Annotated in this window: 17 protein-coding genes; 5 read left to right on the top strand and 12 right to left on the bottom strand. The window is 58.1% G+C overall.

Going from position 1 to position 22,757, the window contains the following annotated elements; genetic code table 11:
• Positions 1-36: 36 nt before the first annotated feature.
• The 6 genes from EV679_RS07100 to EV679_RS07075 form a co-directional block, all read right to left on the bottom strand.
• Positions 37-4,809: a DEAD/DEAH box helicase gene (locus EV679_RS07100; RefSeq protein WP_130486856.1), complete on the bottom strand. Its 4,773-nt coding sequence runs from the start codon at positions 4,807-4,809 to the stop codon at positions 37-39.
• A complete protein-coding gene (locus tag EV679_RS07095) occupies positions 4,806-5,411 on the bottom strand; it encodes a recombinase family protein (protein WP_130486855.1) in 606 nt (201 codons plus the stop codon). Before EV679_RS07095 ends, EV679_RS07100 begins: the two co-directional genes overlap by 4 nt.
• A 162-nt stretch (positions 5,412-5,573) precedes the next feature.
• Positions 5,574-5,813: a HigA family addiction module antitoxin gene (locus EV679_RS07090; RefSeq protein ID WP_130486854.1), complete on the bottom strand. Its 240-nt coding sequence runs from the start codon at positions 5,811-5,813 to the stop codon at positions 5,574-5,576.
• A 31-nt stretch (positions 5,814-5,844) separates the two neighbouring features.
• On the bottom strand, positions 5,845-6,222 hold the full coding sequence (locus EV679_RS07085) for a plasmid mobilization protein (RefSeq protein WP_130486853.1): 378 nt from the start codon (positions 6,220-6,222) through the stop codon (positions 5,845-5,847).
• 1,019 nt (positions 6,223-7,241) lie between these two features.
• Positions 7,242-8,198 carry a replication initiator protein A gene (locus EV679_RS07080; protein WP_130486852.1) on the bottom strand — a complete coding sequence of 319 codons (957 nt, stop codon included), beginning with the start codon at positions 8,196-8,198 and terminating at the stop codon, positions 7,242-7,244.
• 10 nt (positions 8,199-8,208) lie between these two features.
• Positions 8,209-8,424 carry a helix-turn-helix transcriptional regulator gene (locus EV679_RS07075; protein WP_130486851.1) on the bottom strand — a complete coding sequence of 72 codons (216 nt, stop codon included), beginning with the start codon at positions 8,422-8,424 and terminating at the stop codon, positions 8,209-8,211.
• A 110-nt stretch (positions 8,425-8,534) separates the two neighbouring features.
• Here EV679_RS07075 and EV679_RS07070 point away from each other — a divergent pair, with 110 nt between their 5' ends.
• Complete coding sequence (locus EV679_RS07070; protein WP_130486850.1) at positions 8,535-9,386, top strand: helix-turn-helix domain-containing protein; 852 nt, start codon at positions 8,535-8,537, stop codon at positions 9,384-9,386.
• Positions 9,387-9,507: 121 nt separating this feature from the next.
• Here EV679_RS07070 and EV679_RS07065 read toward each other — a convergent pair whose 3' ends face one another.
• Positions 9,508-9,693 (bottom strand): hypothetical protein, encoded by a 186-nt coding sequence (locus EV679_RS07065; protein ID WP_130486849.1) that lies wholly within the window; start codon positions 9,691-9,693, stop codon positions 9,508-9,510.
• Between the two features lie 107 nt (positions 9,694-9,800).
• On the opposite strand from EV679_RS07065, the gene EV679_RS07060 reads away from it, so the two are divergent.
• The gene (locus EV679_RS07060) at positions 9,801-10,040 is read left to right on the top strand and encodes a helix-turn-helix domain-containing protein (protein WP_130486848.1); all 240 of its coding nucleotides are present in this window, start codon (positions 9,801-9,803) and stop codon (positions 10,038-10,040) included.
• A gap of 29 nt (positions 10,041-10,069) precedes the next feature.
• On the opposite strand, the gene EV679_RS07055 is transcribed toward EV679_RS07060, so the two are convergent.
• From EV679_RS07055 to guaB, 3 genes are all read right to left on the bottom strand, one after another.
• Entirely contained in the window at positions 10,070-11,272 is a 1,203-nt protein-coding gene (locus tag EV679_RS07055) for a tyrosine-type recombinase/integrase (RefSeq protein WP_130486847.1), read from the bottom strand.
• Positions 11,273-11,579: 307 nt separating this feature from the next.
• Positions 11,580-13,172, bottom strand: a complete 1,593-nt coding sequence (gene guaA / locus EV679_RS07050; RefSeq protein WP_130486846.1) for a glutamine-hydrolyzing GMP synthase — start codon at positions 13,170-13,172, stop codon at positions 11,580-11,582.
• A gap of 136 nt (positions 13,173-13,308) precedes the next feature.
• Positions 13,309-14,769 carry an IMP dehydrogenase gene (guaB, locus tag EV679_RS07045; protein WP_068368868.1) on the bottom strand — a complete coding sequence of 487 codons (1,461 nt, stop codon included), beginning with the start codon at positions 14,767-14,769 and terminating at the stop codon, positions 13,309-13,311.
• 468 nt (positions 14,770-15,237) lie between these two features.
• Between guaB and EV679_RS07040 the strand changes: the two genes are divergently transcribed.
• The 3 genes from EV679_RS07040 to EV679_RS07030 all read left to right on the top strand — a co-directional run bounded on the left by EV679_RS07040 (position 15,238) and on the right by EV679_RS07030 (position 19,515).
• Positions 15,238-15,939 carry a response regulator transcription factor gene (locus tag EV679_RS07040; protein ID WP_130486845.1) on the top strand — a complete coding sequence of 234 codons (702 nt, stop codon included), beginning with the start codon at positions 15,238-15,240 and terminating at the stop codon, positions 15,937-15,939.
• 9 nt (positions 15,940-15,948) lie between these two features.
• Positions 15,949-17,109 (top strand): FecR family protein, encoded by a 1,161-nt coding sequence (locus tag EV679_RS07035; protein WP_130486844.1) that lies wholly within the window; start codon positions 15,949-15,951, stop codon positions 17,107-17,109.
• 96 nt (positions 17,110-17,205) lie between these two features.
• Positions 17,206-19,515, top strand: coding sequence for a CHASE2 domain-containing protein (locus EV679_RS07030; RefSeq protein ID WP_068368875.1), 2,310 nt, complete (start codon positions 17,206-17,208; stop codon positions 19,513-19,515).
• 299 nt (positions 19,516-19,814) lie between these two features.
• Here EV679_RS07030 and EV679_RS07025 read toward each other — a convergent pair whose 3' ends face one another.
• Positions 19,815-20,063 (bottom strand): sulfurtransferase TusA family protein, encoded by a 249-nt coding sequence (locus EV679_RS07025; RefSeq protein ID WP_068368878.1) that lies wholly within the window; start codon positions 20,061-20,063, stop codon positions 19,815-19,817.
• Between the two features lie 17 nt (positions 20,064-20,080).
• Positions 20,081-22,702 carry an alanine--tRNA ligase gene (gene alaS, locus EV679_RS07020; RefSeq protein WP_130486843.1) on the bottom strand — a complete coding sequence of 874 codons (2,622 nt, stop codon included), beginning with the start codon at positions 22,700-22,702 and terminating at the stop codon, positions 20,081-20,083.
• Positions 22,703-22,757: the final 55 nt, after the last annotated feature.

The following is a 22,757-nucleotide window of genomic DNA, read 5'->3' as shown; positions in this document are numbered from 1 at the left end:
GCCATCTATGCAGCCTTATACCGATTAAGACTGACACTACTGAATCGACGGTAGACCTCCTACGATCTTGACCGTCTCCACACTGACGCGGATAACTCGTTTGACGAGATTGAGGATGTAGGTCGGGTCGTTGTGCTCACGACACCAGTCATTGGGATCATCCTTGATACCGCTGTCCTTGTCGGTCGAGACCTGATAGCGTTCCATGACCCACTCGATGGCGCTCTTGCCGTTGACCACATAGTCGTAGGCTTGCAGCGGGATACCGCGCAGGGTGATGCGGCTGTTGAAGACGATGACGCTCTTGTCCTTGTTTCTGCCTCCCAGCGAAGCAAAGCGCATCTTCTCGACCCGGTAATAGGCCAGGTCATTCAGATCGCCCTTGGGTTTGGCGTCCTCCTGCACCGGCCACGGTTCCACCGTTTCGTAGTTCAAATGCAGGTCGGCGAGCTTGCGCCCCGCCTGGCTGAATGCCTTAAAGTCCGGCGCATAGGGAATGCGGGGCAGCACCTTCTTGAGATCGGCTGCATACTGCTCGCGGTACTCTGGAGAATGCAAGACGCCATAGCAGTAGTAGAAGATGTCTTCCTTGGTGATCGACTCGTCGCTGTAGTGCTGGCGAAAATTGGCCAGTGCCACGTCGGTAATGCCATCGCGCCTGATGTAGCCATTGGCGTCGGGCAGGCCAGCATCGTCGCTGCCAAAGCCAAGACCGCCCTGTGGATCGGCGTCCGTTGCCTTTTCATACCAGTGCATGGGAAAGCATTGACCTTTTGATATCACTTCTAGGTCGGGCAGGATGTTAGAAATCAGGCAAGAAAATTCCTTACTTGAACCAGTGCCAGTCAATTGGATTGCTACATTCTTATATTCAACGGACGGATAAAATCTTTCTTTGAAATATTCATTAAACTGCTGATCGTAGTAGACCCATGATTGACAATATGGGCGGTATGTAGCCTTGCCAATCTTGTTGTGTTCGAATGTCCCCTTCCTACTGCGACTCAGGTGAGCTATCAACCCTCTTGTCCACTTAATTTTCTTAGGATTTGTGTCAATCAACTGACTGGCCGTCTTTTCTTTTTCCTTGGCCGAACCCGCCGACTGAACGATACTCCCATGTACTGCAAGCTGATCGTTGTAGAAGTCAATCATGCGCTGCATGTTTGCTTCTAGATTGGCTTTGCTTGCGTTGTAAACCCAAGCATCCCTATTGGTTTGCACGCCATTGGATCTCAGAGCAAAAATTGCATCTGGCTCATCATTGAATGGCACAAAGGCGTTGAAATCCCCGCTGCGCTGATTGATCCAGTCGTGGTACTCGTTAGGCTCCAGGGGTTGCCACGGCACCTGCTGGTAACTGCCAAAGCTGCTGACGATCTCCAGCTTTTGCTCACGGCTGAGGTAGTCGCCAATGTCGTGGTAATGGATCGCGGCCTTGCCCTGATGGTCTTTGCGTTTGATGAGCAGGGTAATGGCCACTGGCGTGCGCGAGCCTGACCCAAAGACCTTGCCTCCTTCTTTTCGAGACAATTCCCCACTGGTGCGCTGGTTGCCCCGAAGATTGAAGACATACACATCCGCAAACTCGTCCTGCAAGGTCTTGCGGAAGCCATCCATCGTGTTGCCGTCAATCCAACCACCGTTGGTCACAAAGCAGACGATGCCCTCATCCTTGATGCGGTCGGATGCCCAGCGGAAAGCGCGGATGTAGGAGTCGTAGAGACTGTTCTTGTTGGTTGCGGTGGAATGAGCTGCGTATGTCGCTCCAATACGCCCGTCCAGATTGGAATATTTGAGGTTTTGATTGTTGTCGTTGGCATTGTCCTGACCCACCGAATACGGCGGGTTTCCGACGATCACCCGAATGTCACGTGCTTTCTGCTGGTCGGCACGCTTGTGGTTTTCTGGCAAGCCTTCATCCAGATCGCCGGTCTGCGGCTCGTTCATCTGGAAGGTGTCGGTGAGTACAATACCGGGGAATGGCTCGTACTCCAGCTCAGTGACGCGATGGAAGGCTTCCTCGATATTGATGGCGGCGATATAGTAGGCGAGAAGCACAATCTCGTTGGCATGCATCTCATGGCGGTACTTGTAGGGCAGCTTGTCAGGCGGAATCAGCCCCGTTTCGATCAGCCGCACGGGGAAGGTACCGGTGCCGGTGAAGGGGTCTAGGATGTGGACATTCTGGTCAGCCAGCCGGGTGCCGAAGTGTGCCTGGAGGGCAGCATCGGCACTGTGCAGGATGAAGTCCACGATCTCGACCGGGGTGTAGACAATGCCCAGCCGTTCGACCATGCGCTGGAAAGCGGTCTTGAAGAACTTGTCGTACAGCTCGATGATGATCTTTTGCCGCCCTTTCGGGTCGGTGATGCCGGATGCCCGCTCGCGCACGCTGGCATAGAAGCCCTCCAGCGTCTCATGCTCCTTGTCCAGCGCCTGCGCTTCGAGGATGTTCATGATTTTCTGCATGGACTGCGACACGGGGTTCTTGCTGGTAAAGGCGTAGCCCTCGAACAGCGCGTCGAACACCGGCTTGGTGATGATGTGCTGGGCCAGCATCTCGATGGCGTCGTTCTGGCTGACGCTGGGGTTGAGGTTCTTCCTGACCCCCTTGAGGAACTCATCGAATGCTTTTTTGCCCTTGGAATAGGGCTTTTCCAGCAAGGCGCGAATGCGCATCTGGTGACGGTCGGCAATCTCGGCGATGTCTTTGGCCCAGTCTTCCCAGTAGCGGCGGTTGCCGCATTTGGTAACGATCTTGGCAAACATGGCATCTTGCCACTTGCCGAGTTCCTCTGGATCGAAGGCAAAGCCAAGCTGTTCCCCGCCGAAGGCATCGGCTTTCTCGTTGCCGCCGCCCACGCCGATGACGTTCACCACGCCATTGCCTTTGCCTGTCAGGTCGATGGTGGCGAACTGCTTGTCCAGCCGGTCATCGTGGGCACGCAAAGCGTTGAGCACTTGCCAGACCACGCGGTATTTCTTGTTGTCATTAAGTGCCGTTTCGGGCGAAGTGTCCTTGCGGATACCGATGGGCAAAATCACATAGCCGTACTTCTTGCGGCCAGCCGGGTCTTTGCGCATCACGCGACCGACCGACTGCACCACGTCCACCACGGAATCGCGGGGGTTCAGAAAAATGGCAGCGTCCAGCGCCGGAACATCCACGCCTTCGGAAAGGCAGCGTGCATTGGTCAGGATGCGGCATACCGGCTCTTCCATGCCAATATTGTCCTTGAGCCAGGAGAGCTTCTGGTTGCGCTCGACCACATTCATGGTGCCATCGACGTGTTTGGCCTCCAGCGCGGGGAGATAGTCGATCTGGTCGCCGAGGTCGTCGGAAATGCGCTCGAACTCGGCGGTCAGCAGCTTGGAGTGTTTGATCGACTGAGCGAAGGCGATGGCAGTGCGCATTGGTTGAGGATCGACACTGACATCCATGCCGTCCTCAGCTGCGAAGTGCTTGCCCAAGCCGTTCCAGCAGCCGACGATCTTCACCGCGTCATCCAGCTTGAGTTCGTCGCCGCTGTCGGCAATGCGCCTGTTGAGCACCCTGCTGACGTGCAACTCATCAACAGCGATCACCAGCACCTTGTAGTCGGACAGCAGATCGCGCCGGACAGCTTCATCGAAGCGAAGCTGATGAAACACCGGGCCGAAGGTGGCCACATCGTCCATCGAGAACACTTGCACATCGTTTTCTTCGGCCTTGCTCTTGCTGGCTTCGGCGTAGATGCGCGGCGTGGCGGTCATGTAAAGCCGCTTGTTGGCCTTGATGTAGGCGTTATCATGGACGCGCACGAATGCGGAATGATCTTCGCCGGGAGCGGTATAGCCCGCAGTGCGGTGCGCCTCATCGCACACCACCAGGTCGAACACCATGCCGGTTTTCTGCTGCGCCTGATGTACCACTTCGATGGACTGGTAGGTCGAGAAGATAACCGTAATGGCGCTCTCGTCCTGCGTTGCGGTGAGGGAGGCCGCCAGCTTGTTTGCATTCGTCGTGGCCGGATAAGCCAGTTCGTAGATGCGCATGTCCTCTTCATTGCGGCTGGCCTTGCTATCAGAGCACACAGCAAAGCAGCGCAACGGCACACTGGCATCGGCTGTCCACGCCCGCAACGTCTGCGACAGCAGCGCGATGGATGGCACCAGAAACAGGATGTTCTGGCCCGGCTTAACCATCTGCTCGGCGATGATAAGCGAGGTGTAGGTTTTGCCTGTACCGCAGGCCATGATGAGCTTACCACGGTCGTGGGCCTGAAAGCCTTTGGTGACATTGACCAGGGCTTCACCTTGATGCGGGCGAGGGTCTTTCTTGGGCAGTTTGCGCAGTTGATCGGGCTTGTCCAGCGAGAACTGTGACCAGTCAATCGGGGAGGCTTCCAAGTCCTCCAAGGTCATCAGTTCGACCGGAATGGTCTGGCCTTCCAGCGCATCCGCCGCGTGCTTGGAGAGCGGCGCAGTTGCCACGATAAGGCGCTGGGTAAAGCCACCCTTGCCGGAGAGTGTGAAGAAGTTACCCAGATCGCCCATCGGAATCGGGGAGTCGTAGAACTTGCACTGGATTGCGCAGAAGCCTTCCTCATCGCGCAGCTTCGCCACCAAGTCGATACCGGTGTCCGGCAGTTTGTAGCCAAGGGCTTCCCGCTGCGGCCAGTCCTTCCAGAGCCAGACATCTTCAAATAATGCAAGGTACTGCGGGTCGAGCTTGAGGTAGGCACGCATCAGCCGCTCGAAGCGGTCGCCTAGATCACGGTTGAATGCGGATTCGTCCCTGTATTGCTGGAGGATGTCACGGATCATGGTTTTTTCTTCACTGGCTGGGCCTCGACCACTCCCGGCTCCCGGCGTGGTGCGACCTTGTAGATAGTCGTTCTGGATACGTTGTAGCGTTCAGCGATCTGACTGACCGGAATGGTCGGATCAGACATCAGTCGTTTGATCTCTTTGATCTGCTGAGGTGTCAGCTTTGGCCTGCGGCCACCTGACCGGCCACGGGCACGAGCTGCCACAAGCCCTGCTCGGGTACGTTCGCGGATCAGGTTGCGCTCGAACTCGGCAAGCGCGGCAAAAACATGGAAAACCAGCTTGCCCGCAGCACTGCTTGTTTCGATTTTTTCAGTGAGGCTTTCAAAACCGACGCCCTTCTTCTCTAGCTCGCCGATGATGCGCGCGAGGTCGGGCAGGCTGCGTCCCAGCCTGTCAAGACGCCAAACCACGAGAGTGTCGCCCTCGCGGAGGGCTTTCAGGCATGCAGCCAGTTCTTTGCGCTCGACATCCTTACCGCTGGCCGTATCCGAGTACAGGCAGCCATCGGCGATGCCAGCTCGATGCAGCGCGTCAAGCTGCAAGTCAAGGTTCTGGTCATCTGTCGAAACTCGGGCGTACCCGATGCGTTGCCCCATGCCGTTCGCTTCCGTCGCTCACAAGAGTGTCCAGCAAACGCATGTTTGGCGGACGTTGAAAAGTTAACGGAAATTTTAACAACGAAGTGGCTGCTTGACCAGATGTAACTATGCCGTTGGCGACTGTTCATCAAACCACTGTTTTCTGGACAGACAACAACCTTATACAGCCCTAGAACGATCAAACGCCGACTGCATCGCCAGCCAAGCACGCGCAGTACTGACTCCCGCATCTTCCAAGCCCTTGGCTAATTCTGTGCTCAACTCCACTTGTCCAGCCAACACCGCACCAAGGTACTGGACATCGACTTGGAATTTATCCGCTGCTTGTTCGAGCGACAGGCCTAGCGGGACAATTACTTCATGTTGAATCAGTTGACCAGGATGGGGCGGATTGTGCATTCCCATAACATTCCTCCAAAAACAACATCAGCTATCGCGGACCACGGACGGCTTTGTGCATCAAGTCTGCCATTTGCTTTTGCAGCATCCGAAAGTCATTCATCAGCGACTCAACAGCAATAGGCGATGCGCCCTGGCCGCGTTTTTCTGCCAACCATAGCTTCAGTAGCCCTGCAACTCGCCCAAGATCGCCATTGACTTTAACCATATCAACCACAGCATCAAGATCCAAAACAGAACGTACTTTCTGATTCAATGCGACAGCCCGAAGAAACGCTGACATAGATAAGCCAGATTTAGTTGATTTTTCTTGAATTTCAGCCAACTCCTCCGAGGTGACAAAAACCTTAATGTAATGCCCCCTCGGCCTTGTTCCATAGGTTCTCGATTTTGTTATCTTTTCTTCCATTCATGCCTCTCTAGGTGCGGTAGCGCCCGCATGCCTCGCAGAGCAAGTAAACATCGAGCCCACGCGAGTAAGTTCGGTGTTGTGAGACCACAAGCAAAGCTTGTGGGCCCACAAAACACATCTTGCCGTTTGCTTGAACGCGATTATTTGCGATCACGGCTGTTGAAACGCTGAATCTCATAAAATCGCGTTTGTTCGCATTTATTCGCGGATGCTCGCATTCCGTCGCACTAAATTGCATTAAATCGCATACACCAAAAGAAAATCACCTTCTCGCCAGAGGTTGATGGAATATTCTGACCTTCCGACTAGCGGCCCCTCCGTGCGAGCAACCGATCAGAGCATCCAACAAACCTATCCGCGCAGCGATATTCGACCTGTCCCTTCTGCTTCTGTCTTGCGGCAGGAGCAACACGGTCCCCAATGTACGAGAACAACGTCAAAAATTCGGCCAATATCGTCTCAAGACTATTTTTCAAACTCAAAAAAGGGTCGTTGCACCGGACTGCAAGGGCATATCCGTACATTGGGGGCCAAGGCCTCCAGGCCTTACAAGCACGGAGCAAGCCGCACTGGACCGGCTGCCACTCAACCCGTGGGAACAGCCCTATTGCAGGCATAGCCAGCCCCCCCTCCTTTTGGTGCTTTTTTACAAACCTGAGGCTTGAGCTACGAGAGCCCTGAACTCACAGGTTCGACTGCATTGCATTGGCCAGTAAAAGGCAATGTCAAGTAGCCAGCGATTTTTCCTCGCGTAACATCGGAGCAACGCCAGGCCGCCGCGTTAAATAATATAAAAAAGTTAAAACCGCGCGCGCGTTACGGTTTCGCAAACCATTGATTCAATTTAAATATTCAAGACTTTTGTTCCTGAAGGCACGATACTGGCGTTCCTGAAAGCACGATACTATCCACAGGCTAGCGTTCCTAAAAGCACGATGTGATTCACAGGGCAAATCAGCTTATCCACAGTGCCAAAACAACCTACCTGGACGAGCCATCAAGCGGTCAGCATGGAGTCAGCGCCCTCTCGATCTAGGAGAACGTATCTTCTGATGCGCTGCCAGCGATGCATGCGACCGTCCAGCCAGCATGTCCTTCACCTCAGCCAACTTGCCTTTTGGGCCATTGGCGTAAAACGTGACCATATCGCGCTTTACGTCAACAGCCATCAAGTAGTCTGGCAGGTTGCCAGATTCGGCGAGCATCTTCAGGTCAAAGCGAAAACGACGTAATGGGCCCGTGCTGCCACTTTTTTGATGCAGCACCGCCAACGTTATGCGCCAGCGTGCTTGCTCCCCGCAGTGCTTGCGTGCCAGCTCGTAGATACGCCGATCCAAGGGTTTGCGTAGACGAAAATAGGCGTTCGATAGTGTCAACACCCGTTTTGTCTGAACTGAGCGGAATAACCACCTCGGCAAGTCCACCTCAACAGCCATCATGCGTCCATTGTCTTGTGCTCGCTCTATCACTCGCCACCCTTCTATTAAGCCAAAGCCGTTGCGTTCACGAAGGCCTGCCGTTTCGATGCTGGTCTCTACCACCGTACCTTTCAGGCGGCGCAGCATCTCGACCATGCGTTCATAGGCGCGACCACTGGTATCACGATGGGTCGCCGTCAGGAAATCAAATGCTGTGAAGCGGACAGTTGTCGTGATTTCACGGCCTCGATTGCCCGCCTCAACCAACTGGCTGATGCAATAGATCCAAAGATCCTTGTCATGGATCGTCGCGCAACCCGTCGCGCCCGGAAAAACGGTTAGCGTATGCCCATTGCGTTCGTACCGACGCACCTTCATATCACCTGCACGCAGCGCAAATATGGGGTGCTCCATGCTGACCACATCATTTTTCGGCGCTGGGTCTAGGATGTCTGCGACAAAGAAATCGCTCTGCTCACGGTCATCTACATCAAGCCGCGCTAGTGCCTCTTCCGCCGCACATTCGCTATGAGCCACGTTTAACACGGTAAACATGAGCTCGTGATTACGCGCCAACTCCAGGACGTAGTGCTGGAATACTTGATAGCTTGCGCGCCTCAATCCAAGCCTCGATTTCGCCCAAGTCCCATGCCACATTGCGGCTGGTCAAGACAATACGTCGAGGAAATTCACCACGCTGCTCCATGTTGTAGATCGTCCGCTTAGCCAATGGAATCATGGCGTGGAGCTTTTTGCGGTTGATCAGTGTTTTGCGTTCCATTTTTTCTGGGACTCCGTATCAATCAGTTGCCTGACGATACCGGCCAGTGCTTGTATGGACTCGCAAAAAAGTTAGAATGAAGTTGACATCACAGCAGCGCAATCAGGACCATGAAAAAACAGGGCTTCGATCCTATTTACCAGCAGATCACCAGATTTTCCGAGACATCATCTCAGCGCATCCGCACCAAGCTGAGCAATCACTACGCATGGTGTTTCTGCGAGCTTTGCTGGCGTACGACTGAATATTCAACCAACTTAGATTCACCGCAGGTCATCAAGCGACTGCTCAGAGGAAATGCAAAAGTCGTAGGCCTGACACCGTCAATCAGGGATGCCGCCGCAGAGAAGGCAGATGCAATCGTAAAACGATACGAGCGAGCATTAGCGAGCAGTCAGGGGCATCAAACAGCGTCCAGACTCTACGATAAGTACTGTGATTCTATTGAGACTCGCAATGACCGCTCCGTCACTGGCTTTCGAGACTGTGTCGAGCGAATCACCCTATATCAGGAGTGGGCGAAACATGGCGAGCTGGCCTGGATTACGAGGAAACCAGGGCAAGATGAAACTGCTGCAAAACCGAGCAAGTTTTACTGCGAATTTCATAATCCGAGACGAAGCGATGAAGCCCGGCGAGCCTACCAACGCGACCGCAGATTCAAAGCAGAATATGAAATTCTAATGGATGCAGTCTGGTCGCAGGGTATCAATAGCGGGGCACTCCCGGCTTGGGATATAGAGGCGCACGCCTATGTTCGACGCGAAGCTTATCGGCTGCTTCAGGAAGTCAAAGCGCCCAGGACAGCTATCAGCAATATCCAAGAGCTGCTGGACCAAGGCATGAGCCAAGCAGACATCGCCCGTCAGCTAAATACTTCACGCCAAGCAGTATCAGCCGCTATCAGAAGACACAAACAGAGATCAGCGGAACCGTCCGCTCAAAAACTGTTCATGAAGTGACCAGACACTTCTGACTATATGCCTAGCCGACTGAAGCATTATTTTCTATGCCCTGTCCATACCAGATGACAACCTGAAATGATTCAGCGGAAACCAACCAGCAGATTGATCTTGCAGGCAGTCAAAACTCCTTATACCGAGCATCGCTATTTTTTGGTGCCGTATGCGTGAAGCCCTTCGTTGCAGGCATCGAATCGGTTCCCAGGGTGGGCTGGCTATCTGCCCCGCCGCTATCGCCGATATTAATCACAACAACCAACACAGCAACAATTGCCGCCACGATAATCACGATGAGCTTTTTGTTCATTTTTCGGCACTAACAAAGAGATAACCATGCAAGACTATTTTGGGTTTCATACGGCACTCAAAATAGTCTAAATTCGAATATTCAAAAGCAGACTATAGCATCGAAAGATGCTCTATAGTCAAGTCTACGAGGCAATACGGACCCTGCTTCGTGAAACCCGCATGAACGCAGGTCTCACGCAGGTAGAGCTTGCCTGCAAGCTGGATCGTGGCCAGAGCTATGTATCCAAGGTAGAGCGAGGCGAGCAGTACATCGACTTGGCCGAATTCGTGGAATGGTGCAAGGCATGCAACAAAGCCCCCTCGGAAGCCATCAAGAAGCTTGACCCTTACGCCAAACCGGCCTGAACGAACCTCACAGGCTGCGCAATCGCACTCTAGGACCTCACGCCCCTTCCTGCCCACTCATCAATCATGTCCGCCCAGTCCTGCAACATAGACGCTCGCTGCTCGCGATATTCAGCCTTGTTGTAGACCGCCCGCACGCCCCGCTGCTCGTGCGCCAGACACTTCTCTATCCAGTCGCTGTTATACCCAGCCTCATGCAGCAAGGTGCTGGCCGTACGTCGCAGGTCATGCGGGCCGAACTTGCTCAATGACTTGCCCTCTTTCTGCGCCAACCTATAGGTCAACGTCAGCACCTGATTCAGTGTGGCGCTGCTCATCGGCGCGTCGATGTCGTAACGCGACGGCAGCACGTACTCAGAGCCGCCCGAAAAGGTTTTCAGAGCGATAAAAATATCCAGCGCCTGCCGGGACAAGAAGACCAGATGCGGGTTACGGCGCTTCATCCGCTCCTTGGGGATCGTCCACAACGCTTCGCTGAAGCTAATCTCGCTCCATTTGGCGTTGGTCAGTTCACTTTTTCGCACCATCGTCAGCAGCAAGAGCTTGGCTGCAGCGCGGATAGATGGTGTCGTGCCGATGCGCTCGATGTACTGGTACATCAGGCCGATCTCGTCCGGCGTCAACGCGCGGTCGCGTGGTTCAAACCGGGCAATGCTGGCTGGCCGCACCAATTCCGCTGGGTTCTCAACCTTCTGACCGCGCTCGATAGCCCAACGATAGACTTGCAGCACGACCTCACGCACATGAACGGCTGTGGCCGGTGCGCCACGCTCCACGATGCCATCGGTCAAGGCTCGCAGGTCTTCATGGTTGATCTCGTCCAGCTTCATCTTGCCAAATTTTGGCAGTAGCTCTCGCTCATAAACTGACCTTCGCATATCGCGGGTGGAGTCAGCCATCTGGTAGCCACGTAGCCATTTCTGCGCCCAGGCATCGAAGGTTTCCGCATCTTTGACACGCGCCTTGTCGCGGGCCTTCTCCTTGGCTGGCGATTTGCCCGCCGTAATCATCTTCTTGGCTTCACCCAGCTGCTCACGCGCTTCGGCCAGCGTGATGCCGCCCAGGCCGTAGCGCCCGAACGTGATCGTCTCCTGCCTGCCGTGGATGGCGTAGTTGTAGCGGAACGAGATGGTGCCGGTGGGCGTGACGGCCACATACAGGCCATCCCTGTCATTCACCTTGTACAGCTTGTCTTGAGGCTTGAGGTTGCGCAGCTTGGTATCGGTCAGCATCAGAGGGGCTCCATGTCCATTCTGATACCATGATTGAAAACCACGCCGAAAATCAACATTAATCCATATAAAACAATAGGTTGTATGTTTTCAATACCATGGCCCTGTGAACAAACATGGCATGGTATCGGCGCGACTCATGGTATCGACAGCCCATGATACCAAGTTTGATGCCATGAAAAAATCATGCTTGAAGCTGCCGAACAATGCCAGACAGTGCCACCCAAAAAGACAAAAAAGCCCGCAATTACGCGGGCTTATCAACACCTTTCATGCCATGTAGTGCCTAGTCATACCAGACGCGGGATCATTCCCACTCAATCGTCGCAGGTGGCTTGCTCGATACATCGTAGGCCACGCGGTTGATGCCGCGCACTTCATTAATGATGCGACCCGATACCTTCTTCAACAGCGAGTACGGCAGTTCTGCCCAGTCTGCGGTCATGAAGTCGGAGGTCTGCACTGCCCGCAGGGAGACGACGTATTCGTAGGTGCGGCCGTCGCCCATGACGCCTACGGATTTCACCGGCAGGAAGACGGTGAAGGCCTGCGAGGTCAGGTCGTACCAGCTTTTGCCGGTTTCCTTGTCGATGGTGTTGCGCAGTTCTTCGATGAAGATGGCGTCGGCGCGGCGCAGCAGGTCTGCATATTCGCGTTTGACTTCACCCAGGATGCGCACGCCCAGGCCGGGGCCGGGGAACGGGTGGCGATAGACCATTTCATGCGGCAGGCCCAGCGCGACGCCGAGTTTGCGCACTTCGTCCTTGAAGAGTTCGCGCAACGGCTCGAGCAGCTGGAGGTGCAGCGTGTCGGGCAGGCCACCTACGTTGTGGTGCGATTTGATGGCAACGGCCTTGCCGGTTTTGCTGGCGGCCGATTCGATGACGTCCGGGTAGATGGTGCCTTGGGCCAGCCAACGGGCGTTGGTGAGCTTGCCGGCCTCTTCCTGGAAGACTTCGACGAATTCACGGCCGATGATTTTGCGCTTGGCTTCAGGATCAGAGACACCGGCCAGTTTGCCCAGGAAGCGATCACTGGCGTCGATGTGCACAACCTTGACGCCCATGTTGCGCGCAAAGGTGTCCATGACTTGTTTGCCTTCGTCCAGCCGCAGCAAACCGTGGTCGACGAAGACGCAGGTGAGCTGGTCGCCGATGGCGCGGTGAATCAGCGCCGCCGCGACGGAAGAGTCCACGCCGCCGGAGAGGCCCAGGATAACTTCGTCGCTGCCGACCTGTTCGCGAATGCGGGCCACGGCTTCCTCGACGTAGTCGGGCATGTTCCAGTCGGCGTCGCAACCGCAGATGTCGCGCACGAAGCGCGTCAACATGGCCTGGCCCTGTACCGTGTGGGTGACTTCCGGATGGAACTGCACGGCATAGAATCCACGCGCTTCATCAGCCATGCCCGCGATGGGGCACGACGGCGTGGAGGCCATCAGGACGAAGCCCGACGGCAACGCGACGACCTTGTCGCCGTGGCTCATCCAGACTTTGAGCATGCCGTGGCCGGCGTCGTCGCGGAAGTCTTCGATGCCTTCGAGCAACTTGGTGTGGCCCTGGGCACGGACTTCGGCATAGCCGAATTCACGATGGTCGGAGAAGCTGACCTGGCCGCCCAGTTGCTGCGCCATGACCTGCATGCCGTAGCAGATGCCCAGCACCGGCACACCCAGCTCAAAGACCGAATCCGGCGCCTTGATTGCATCCGCACCATAGGCCGAGGCATGGCTGCCCGACAGGATGATGCCCTTGAGGCCCAGGCCTTGCTGCTCGCGCAGGAATTCGTTGCTGACGTCGCCAGGATGGATTTCGCAATACACGCCAGCCTCGCGCACGCGGCGGGCGATCAGTTGGGTGACCTGCGAACCGTAGTCTAGGATCAGAATGCGTTGGTGCATGGAAGAAGAGAGGGTAATTAGTCTGGTCGGTTGTGCCAGTGAAGAGGATTTCCCTGGCGCTCCGGGCCGCCGCCCAAGCCGGGCGGCGCACGCCGAAAAGAAAAACAGCCTCCTTCAAGGAGGCCGTCATGTCACATCAGTCAGCCCGGTAGTTCGGGGCTTCCTTGGTGATCTGCACGTCGTGCACGTGGGATTCGCGCACACCGGCTGCCGTGATCTCGACGAACTCGGCCTTGGTGCGGAGGTCCTCGATGGTCGCGCAACCGCAGTAGCCCATGGAGGCACGCACACCACCCACCAGTTGGTAGATGATGGCCAGGACGCTGCCCTTGTAGGGAACGCGGCCTTCAATACCTTCCGGTACGAGCTTGTCGACGTTGTTGGCGGGATCCTGGAAGTAGCGGTCCGCCGAGCCTTTGCTCATCGCGCCCAGGCTGCCCATGCCGCGATAGGACTTGTAGGAACGTCCCTGGAACAGCACGACTTCACCCGGCGACTCTTCGGTGCCAGCAAACATGCCGCCCATCATGACACTGGAGGCGCCAGCCGCCAGTGCCTTGGAGACGTCGCCCGAGTAGCGCACACCGCCGTCGGCGATGAGCGGTACGCCCGTGCCTTCGAGTGCCTTGGCAACATTGGCAATCGCCGTGATCTGGGGCACGCCGACACCGGCGACGATACGCGTGGTGCAGATGGAACCCGGGCCGATACCGACCTTGACGCCGTCCGCACCGGCCTCGGCCAGCGCCAGCGCTGCTGCACCGGTGGCAATGTTGCCGCCGATGACGTCAACATGCGGGAAGTTCTGCTTGACCCAACGTACGCCTTCAATCACGCCTGCCGAGTGGCCGTGCGCGGTGTCGACGATGAGCACGTCTACGCCAGCCGCGACCAGCCGGGCCACGCGTTCCTGCGAATCGCCGCCGACGCCGACCGCAGCGCCAACGCGCAGCTGGCCCTGGGCGTCCTTGCAGGCGAAGGGATGGGCCGTGTTCTTGACGATGTCCTTGACCGTTGCCAGGCCGCGCAGCTCGAATGCGTCGTTGACGATGAGCACGCGTTCCAGTCGATGCTTGTGCATCAGGGCCTGCGCTTCATCCAGCGTGGCGCCTTCGTTCATGGTGACAAGACGCTCCTTGGGCGTCATGATCTCGCGCAGCGGCAGGTCCAGGCGGTCTTCGAAGCGCAGGTCGCGGTTCGTGACGATGCCGACCAGGGCCTTGCCCTGCACCACCGGCAGGCCGGAAATGCCGTGCTGCTCCTGCAGAGCGACAGCATCACGCACACGCATGTCGGGCGTGACGGTCACGGGGTCGATGACAATACCGAACTCGTGACGCTTCACACGCGAGACTTCACGCGCCTGCTCTTCGATGGATAGATTCTTGTGGATGATGCCAATCCCGCCCTCTTGCGCCATGGCAATGGCCAAGCGCGCTTCGGTCACGGTATCCATGGCGGCCGAGACGAAGGGGATATTGAGGGAAATGTTGCGGGTGAGGCGGGTGGTCAGGGAGGTGTCCCTGGGCAGCACTTCCGAATATGCCGGCACCAGCAGCACATCGTCGAAAGTGAGCGCTTTTTGAATTAAACGCATGAGGATACTCCGGGCGCAAAGCAAGATTATACGCTCATGTGGCCCAGCTGTCCCCCCCGGTGTTGCTTAAGGGACAAAAACACACTGTGCCACCCTGGCATGAAAGCGTCAAAACATGCACAATTTCGTCGAAAAAACGATCAATGATGCAATTTTTGGAACTTTCCGTCGCATATAGTGATCCAAAAGCCTGCCCTACGGGAATTCAGGCATCAGACACAAACATGGCCTCAGATAGAACTAAACAATCGAAAATATTGGATAATAGATAAGTAACGCCCAAGTAACGCCCGCGCGCCCGAAAAGTCGTATTCTTTTTCACTTCACCGGTAGAAGGCGCCCGCTCGTGCCCAAGACGGTTGCCTTCGACGTGCGCCCACGTTTTATGCGCGCCATCAAAGGCAATGGCAAAGCGTTGACAGGCCCGGCCGCCCTACCCTTATCCCAGCAGGAAACATAACAGATACCATGCGCGAACCACACATCGCGGTGCTCGAGGACGATCCCAGCCAGGGCGCCCAAATGCAGCAAACACTACTCCAGGCAGGCTTCCGTTGTACGCTTTTCCGCGACGGCTCCAGCATGCTGGCCGCGGTGCGCAGCCAGAGCTTCGATCTGCTTATCCTGGATTGGAACCTCCCCAATATGGATGGCGAAGAGGTCCTTAAAAAGATCCGCAGCCGCCATGGCGTAGCGCTGCCCATCATTTTCGTGACCAGCCGCACGGATGAGAACGATCTGGCCCGGGGCCTGCAATCCGGTGCGGACGACTACATTACCAAGCCCTGGCGCAAGGTGGAGTTGCTGGCGCGCATCCGCGCCCTGCTGCGACGCGTCTACCCCGAGGAACCGGAACAGGGTCTGCTGACCTTTGGCCGCTACACGATAGATACCGGCAGCCGCACGATTTCCCTGGACGGCACACCTGCCGTGCTGACACCCAAGGAATACGAGCTGGCGCTGCTGTTCTTCCGCCAGGCGGACCAGCTGCTGTCGCGTGCCATGCTCGCAGATGCCGTCTGGAACCGGGAAATTCCCCCGACTTCGCGCACACTGGACACCCACCTGTCCAACATCCGCCAGAAACTCCAGCTCCGGCCGGAAAACGGCGTGCGGCTGACGTCATCCTACGCACTGGGCTATCGCCTGGAAATCATTACGGAATCCTGAATCTCCATCATGACCGACTCCTTTCTTCCTCGTCACCAGGCGCAAGCCGGTGCTTTGTCCTTGCGCCAGAAACTCGCCGCCGGGTTTGTGCTGTTGGGCTGCGCGATCCTTCCGTCCGTGGCCCTGGCCCAGCCGGCAGGTACTGACAAGGAAGATTTCCTGTATTACGTACGCAAGGACGACACGCTGGGCGACCTGGCCAGCACGTATCTGCTGGATGTCGGCCGCTGGAAGGCCCTTGCGGAGTTCAACCGTATCGCCGACGAATTCCGCCTGCCCATAGGCAAGCAGTTGCGCATCCCGTTATCCTGGATTCCGCGTCTCCCAGCCACTGCCGTGCTGGAGTACGTGCAGGGAACGGTGCTGGTCAATGGCGCCCCTGCCAGCAATGGGCAGGCGCTGGCAACCGGCCAACGGCTGGAAACCACGGCTGGCAGCGCCGCTGCCATCCGCCTGCCGGACGGCGGTTTCGTTGCGCTTCCCGAGGATAGCCAGCTCAACGTTGAACTGCTGCAGCAATTCGCTGGCACAGGGCTGATTGATTCCGTCGTCGCCTTGGAACAGGGCGACCTTGAAACCGAGGTATCACCGCAGCACGAAGGGGTCGGACGCTTCGAAGTACGCACCCCGGTAACCATTACAGGCGTACGCGGCACGCGCTTTCGGGTGCGCGTCGATGAAAGCGGCACCATCAACGAAGTGCTGGACGGCCAGGTACAACTGGCCTCAGGCCCCTCCACCACACAGGCCGACACCTCCCGACGCGTGGCTGCGGGGTATGGCACGCGCGTCAGTGCCGATGGCAGTTCGCATCCCATTGTTGCCCTGCCGGCCGCCCCGGCCATCCTGAGCAGCCAGCCCGAAGGCGGCCAATGGACGGTGGACTTTGCCCCGGTGCCCGGTGCTGTTTCCTATCTGGTGCAATACAGCCACGACGCCCAAGGCAGCCAGATCATCGAACGCCAGACACTGGCAGCGCCCCCTTTGCAGGCTCGCCTGACCGAACCGCGCTACTACGCCAGCATCATTGCCGTCGATGCGCAGGGTTTGCGCAGCCCGGCCAGCCGTGCCGTTGCCCTGACGGGTTTCAATAACGCGCTGATCAGCTCCGATGGCGCCCCGGTACTGTCGGGCACCGGTGCAGTGGTTGTGCTGCAGGTCTATCACTGACACAGCTGGCAGCATCACCGGCACCCGGACGCACGGCCGCCGGTGACGCATGCCATCCCGGCTCGCGCCTTCCCCTGAAACCCTGCCATAAGCGCCATGCCTGAACGCGCCCCACGCTTCTCGCGCCGTGCCCTGCCCGGATGGGGACTGGCACTTTTCCTGAGCCTGCTGCTGGGCGGGCTTAGCCTGCTCAATGGCCTGGGGCGCATTGACTACCTGATCTACGACAATCTGCTGCGCACCATCGAACACGATGCGTCGCCGGAGATCGTGTTGATTGCCATCGACGACGGCAGCCTGGAGCAACTCGGCAACTGGCCCTGGCCGCGCACCACCCACGCCCAGTTGCTGGACCGCATCGCCGGCGCCAGCGCCGTGGCCTTCGACGTCATTTTCAGCGAAGCGGACCGCTACGGCGGGCTGGAAGATACGCAACTGGCGGTAGCCATGCGACGCCATGGCCATGTCGTGCTGCCCGGCATCCTGGATGCCAGATCCGGCCAGATCATCCCCCCCACCCAAAAGCTGGCGGATGCTGCCACCGGCATCGGCTACATCAACATGCAGCCCGATACCGACGGGGTGGCACGCCGCTTCATGCCGCGTAGCCTGGATGACGCCCCCCACCTGGCAGACGTGCTGCTGACGGTAGCCGGCCAGCCACCGAGGCATCATACGCCGCCAGGACAGTCGGCGTTGCTACGCTATGCCGGCCCCTCCGGCCAGTACACCATGCTGCCCTATGCCGCTGTGCTGCACGGCAAGGTGCCGCCATCCTTCTGGAAGAACAAGCTGGTGATCGTGGGCGCCTGGGCGACCGGCCTGGGCGACAACTTTGCCACGCCGATGTCGCGGACTGGCGTGGATATGGCAGGAATGGAGATCCTGGCCAATATCGTGCAGTCGCGCCAGATGGGCCTGGAAATTCAAGCCTGGCCGGTCTGGGGCATTTTCCTGATTGGCCTGTTGCCCGTCCTGCTGCTCTACCTGGCGCTGCGCCGCCTGTCACCCCGGCATGGCTTATATGCCGTCGGGCTGGCGTTCGGCTCCACCCTGCTGGGTAGCTGGCTGCTGCTGCGCTACGGCCAGATATGGGTGCCACCCGGCGCAGCATTGGTGGTGATTGTCATCAGCTATCCACTCTGGAGCTGGCGCAGCCAGGAAATGGCACTGCGCAGCCTGGACAGCACCCTGGCCATGCTGCGCCAGGAGGACCAGAATTTCCCCGAAATTCTGCAACGCCAGCGGCGCGTCAGCCAGCATGTGCTCGACACACGTATCAATGAACTCGGGCTGGCGCTGGAACGCGTGCGTAACCTGCGCGCTTTCCTTTCCAACAGCCTGGAATCCACACCGGACCCGACACTGATCTGCAACCCGGACGGCACCCTGCGTTATTTCAATCGCGCAGCCGCCCAGTATTGGCAACGCCTGCCCGGAGAACAATCATTGGCACTCGGCCTGCCCATCCTGCCGTTGCTGCAAACGGTGTTTCCACGATTACCGGCCGAGCGCCTGGAGAACTGGCTCGCCGGGCATGAAAACGAAGCAGGCCCCGAAACAGCGGAGCATACGCTGGAAAGCCAGGATAGCGCCGGCACCGACTGGCTGCTGCAACATGCCTGGCTGCTGACCCCAGAGCAGGAGACCACGGGTATCGTCATCGCCATGAACGATATTTCCGTGATCCGCAATATCGAGCGTCGCCGCGAGCAAAGCCTGAGCTTTCTCTCCCACGACATGCGTGCGCCGCAGAACTCCATTCTGGCCCAGATCGAGCTGCGGCAACAGGAATCCCCCGGCCCCGACGAAGCCAGGACGCTGAAGCGTATCTCCAATCATGCGCGCCAGACCCTGGAACTGGTCGACGGTTTCGTGCAACTGACCCGTGCAGAATCCGCGCCGCTGAATCCACACGATACCGACCTGTACGACATGCTGTGCGAGTGCTGCGACAACTTTTTCAGCCTGGCCCAGGCCAGCCAGTTGCGCATCAACATGACGCCCCCCCCGGAACAGGCGGCCTGGCTGAGCGTGGACGCAACCATGCTGCGCCGGGCAATCGGCAACCTGCTGCACAACGCCATCAAGTTCAGTCCGGCGGATACCACCATAGATTGCGGCCTGAACTGGGAGGCTGACGGACATCGCTGGGTCATCACGATCCGCGACCGCGGGCCTGGCGTGCCGCCGGAAGACCTGCTGACGCTGTTCGAAGCCTTTACCCAGAACGCCACGGGAACGGCTATCCGCAACCCTGGTACGGGGCTGGGCCTGGCCTTCGTGCTGACAGTCGCCCAACGGCACCATGGCACAGCCTGGGCCAGCAATGCCGCAGATGGCGGCGCCGTCTTCCATATTGCGCTGCCCATCGTCGCGCAGCCCGAAACCATCGAAGCAAGCTGAAAATACTGGCCCCCGGCTGGCAAGATTTGGCCGGATAACGGTGATGTTCGCTCACCAGCCCTAGACCCGCCCCATCGGACGTCCATGTCAAATATGGCATCCATGAAACGCTTTCACGGACGTATTTCCACATTCGGGTTGCCTGATGCGAAGCCGTGCCATCAACAGGCAGGCAAGCAAGGCCCCCATGTGTGGGAGCTGCCCGCATCTGGGTAGCAAGTACCCCTACTACACAAGCCAGGCTACTGCCAGCTTACCTGCAGCCCGGCATGAGCCAGGCTGCAAAGCGTAGAAGCAGATCAAGCGCTGCGGCGCTTGAGGTAATGCACGCAACGAGCCCCTTCGTCGCGTTGCAGCAGCAAGGTATTGCCCGTCTGCCTGGCGAAAGCGTCGAAGTCGCGAACGGCGCCAGGATCGGTGGTCACCACCCGCAACACTTCATCCGCCTGCATTTGCGCCAGCGCTTTCTTGGCACGCAGGATGGGCAGCGGGCACTTCAGCCCGCTGGCGTCCACTTCTTGCACGAACTCAGGATCAACAGCGCTCATGATCAGTCGTTCCCGCCTTACAGCTTCGCTTCCACCCAGGCAGCTGCGGCCTTGATCGCCTCAGGCAGCGCAGCGACATCACTGCCACCGCCCATGGCCATATCGGGACGGCCACCACCCTTGCCCCCGATGCGGCCAGCCAGTTCTCCCACCAGGTCGCCCGCCTTGATGCGGCTGGTGAGGTCCGGCGTCACCCCGGCCACAAGGCTGATCTTGCCCTGGTCATCCTGGGCTGCCAGCAGCACGACGGCCGAACCGAGCTTGTTCTTCAACTGATCCACCGTGCCGCGCAAGGAACGGGCATCCACGGCTCCCAGCGATTCCACCAGCACCTTGACGCCGCCGATGTCCTTCGCCTTGCCGGCCAGGTCATTGCCTGCACTGGCCGCCAACTTGTCCTTGGCCTGCTGCAGCGATTTTTCCAGGCTGCGCAGCTGATCCTGCAGCTGGGCGATGCGCGCAGGCAGTTCCGCCGGCTGGGTCTTGAGCACCGCAGCGGCCTGCTGCACCTTGCCATCAAGGTCCTGCACCCAAGCCAGCGCATTGCTGCCGGTGACGGCCTCGACACGGCGCACGCCAGCAGCCACGCCGCCTTCGGCGACCAGCTTGAAGAAGCCGATTTCACCAGTGCTGCGGACATGCGTGCCACCGCACAATTCGCGGGAGAAACCAATATCGACGACACGCACCGTATCCCCGTATTTTTCGCCGAACAGTGCCATCGCGCCACTCTGCACCGCATCGTCATAGGCCATGATGCGGGTTTCAACCGGTTCATTGAGCAAGATTTGCTCGTTGACCAGTTTTTCAACCTGCGTCACCTGCTCTGCCGTCATCGGCGCGTCATGGGCGAAATCGAACCGCGTCTTATGGGGGTCGACCAGCGAACCGCGCTGTTGCACGTGGCCGCCCAGCACGTCGCGCAAGGCCTTGTGCATCAGGTGAGTCACGGAGTGATTGCGGGCGATACGCACGCGACGGCCGGCTTCTACCTGGGCATCCACGTGGTCACCAACTTTCAGGACGCCTTCTTCAAGCGTGCCATGATGGCCGGACACGCCCGCCTGGATACGCAAGGTATCTTCCACCGAAAAACGGACACCCTGCGCCGTCAGCTCACCAGCATCCCCGACCTGGCCACCGGCTTCGGCATAGAACGGCGTGGCATCCAGCACCACGACGGCAGCCTGCCCGGCCTGCACCTGTTCCACAGATGTACCGTCCACGTACAGTGCCACGATTTCAGCGCCTTCGGTACGAAGCTGGCCATAACCGTCGAAACGCGTCTGCCCGCCGTCATAGACCAGGCCTTCGGTCGCCTTGAACTTGCCCGCCGCGCGGGCTTGCTCGCGCTGGCGCGCCATCGCTTTCTCGAAGCCTTCCAGATCGACTTCGACATTACGCTCACGGCAGATATCCGCCGTGAGATCGACCGGGAATCCATAGGTGTCGTACAGCGTGAACAGCGTCGTGCCATCCAGGGGGCTGCCTGCTGGCACCGCCGCCAAGGCGACTTCCAGGATACGCATGCCGTTTTCCAGCGTTTCACCGAAACGCTCTTCTTCCTGGCGCAAGACTTGCGCCACCCGTTCGGCCGCCTGGGCCAGTTCGGGGTAGGCATCGCCCATTTGCGCGACCAGGTCAGGCACCAATTTATGGAAGAACGGACGGTTCTGGCCAAGCTTGTAGCCATGGCGCAGCGCCCGGCGAATAATGCGGCGCAGGACATAGCCACGGCCTTCATTGCCGGGAATGACACCGTCGACGATCAGGAACGAGCAGGCTCGGATATGGTCGGCAATCACCTTGAGCGAATTGTTGCCCAGGTCGGTCACGCCGGTTTCGCGAGCGGCTGCAGCGATCAGCGCCTGGAACAAGTCGATTTCATAGTTGGAATGCACGTGCTGCAGGACTGCGGCGATGCGCTCCAGGCCCATACCCGTATCCACACAAGGCTTGGGCAGGGGATTGAGCGTTCCCGAAGCATCGCGATCAAACTGCATGAACACGAGGTTCCAGACCTCGATGTAGCGATCGCCATCCTCTTCCGGGGACCCCGGAGGGCCGCCCCAGACGTCCGGACCGTGATCATAGAAAATCTCGGAACACGGGCCACAAGGACCAGTATCGGCCATCTGCCAGAAGTTGTCGGACGCATAACGCGCACCCTTGTTGTCGCCGATGCGGATGATGCGTTCCACCGGCACGCCGACTTCCTTGGCCCAGATGTCGTGGGCTTCATCATCCTCTTGGTAGACCGTGACCCACAGCTTGTCCGCCGGCAGGCCATACACCTTGGTCAGCAATTCCCAGGCATAGTGGATCGCGTCACGCTTGAAGTAGTCTCCGAAGCTGAAATTGCCCAGCATTTCGAAGAACGTATGGTGGCGCGCGGTGTAACCCACATTTTCCAGGTCATTGTGCTTGCCCCCCGCACGCACGCAGCGCTGCGAAGAGGTAGCCCGCGTATAGGGACGGGCATCCCGCCCGGTGAACACGTCTTTGAACTGGACCATCCCCGCATTGGTAAACAGCAGGGTAGGATCATTGGCAGGCACCAGCGACGACGAAGGAACAATCGTGTGTCCCTTGGACTGGAAGAACTGCAGGAATTTCTGGCGGATTTCTGAAGCTTTCATTGCTGCCCGAGGCATGAATTTGGCGAATTGATCATTATAGGCGCTGTCAGGTATC

Origin of the sequence: Kerstersia gyiorum (assembly GCF_004216755.1) — a bacterium.
GTDB lineage: Bacteria > Pseudomonadota > Gammaproteobacteria > Burkholderiales > Burkholderiaceae_B > Kerstersia > Kerstersia gyiorum.
Note: the sequence above shows the minus strand (reverse complement) of the source record. Positions and strands in the feature narration are given on the sequence as shown.

Bases quoted from the DNA above. Each gene is read 5' to 3' on its own strand.
- EV679_RS07095 (WP_130486855.1), bottom strand. From the start codon at position 5,411: ATGGGGCAACGCATCGGGTACGCCCGAGTTTCGACAGATGACCAGAAC.
- alaS (WP_130486843.1), bottom strand. From the start codon at position 22,702: ATGAAAGCTTCAGAAATCCGCCAGAAATTCCTGCAGTTCTTCCAGTCC.
- EV679_RS07025 (WP_068368878.1), bottom strand. From the start codon at position 20,063: ATGAGCGCTGTTGATCCTGAGTTCGTGCAAGAAGTGGACGCCAGCGGG.
- EV679_RS07090 (WP_130486854.1), bottom strand. From the start codon at position 5,813: ATGCACAATCCGCCCCATCCTGGTCAACTGATTCAACATGAAGTAATT.
- EV679_RS07100 (WP_130486856.1), bottom strand. From the start codon at position 4,809: ATGATCCGTGACATCCTCCAGCAATACAGGGACGAATCCGCATTCAAC.
- EV679_RS07085 (WP_130486853.1), bottom strand. From the start codon at position 6,222: ATGGAAGAAAAGATAACAAAATCGAGAACCTATGGAACAAGGCCGAGG.
- EV679_RS07040 (WP_130486845.1), top strand. From the start codon at position 15,238: ATGCGCGAACCACACATCGCGGTGCTCGAGGACGATCCCAGCCAGGGC.
- guaB (WP_068368868.1), bottom strand. From the start codon at position 14,769: ATGCGTTTAATTCAAAAAGCGCTCACTTTCGACGATGTGCTGCTGGTG.
- EV679_RS07035 (WP_130486844.1), top strand. From the start codon at position 15,949: ATGACCGACTCCTTTCTTCCTCGTCACCAGGCGCAAGCCGGTGCTTTG.
- EV679_RS07075 (WP_130486851.1), bottom strand. From the start codon at position 8,424: ATGGAACGCAAAACACTGATCAACCGCAAAAAGCTCCACGCCATGATT.
- guaA (WP_130486846.1), bottom strand. From the start codon at position 13,172: ATGCACCAACGCATTCTGATCCTAGACTACGGTTCGCAGGTCACCCAA.
- EV679_RS07055 (WP_130486847.1), bottom strand. From the start codon at position 11,272: ATGCTGACCGATACCAAGCTGCGCAACCTCAAGCCTCAAGACAAGCTG.
- EV679_RS07080 (WP_130486852.1), bottom strand. From the start codon at position 8,198: ATGTTTACCGTGTTAAACGTGGCTCATAGCGAATGTGCGGCGGAAGAG.
- EV679_RS07065 (WP_130486849.1), bottom strand. From the start codon at position 9,693: ATGAACAAAAAGCTCATCGTGATTATCGTGGCGGCAATTGTTGCTGTG.
- EV679_RS07030 (WP_068368875.1), top strand. From the start codon at position 17,206: ATGCCTGAACGCGCCCCACGCTTCTCGCGCCGTGCCCTGCCCGGATGG.
- EV679_RS07060 (WP_130486848.1), top strand. From the start codon at position 9,801: ATGCTCTATAGTCAAGTCTACGAGGCAATACGGACCCTGCTTCGTGAA.
- EV679_RS07070 (WP_130486850.1), top strand. From the start codon at position 8,535: ATGAAAAAACAGGGCTTCGATCCTATTTACCAGCAGATCACCAGATTT.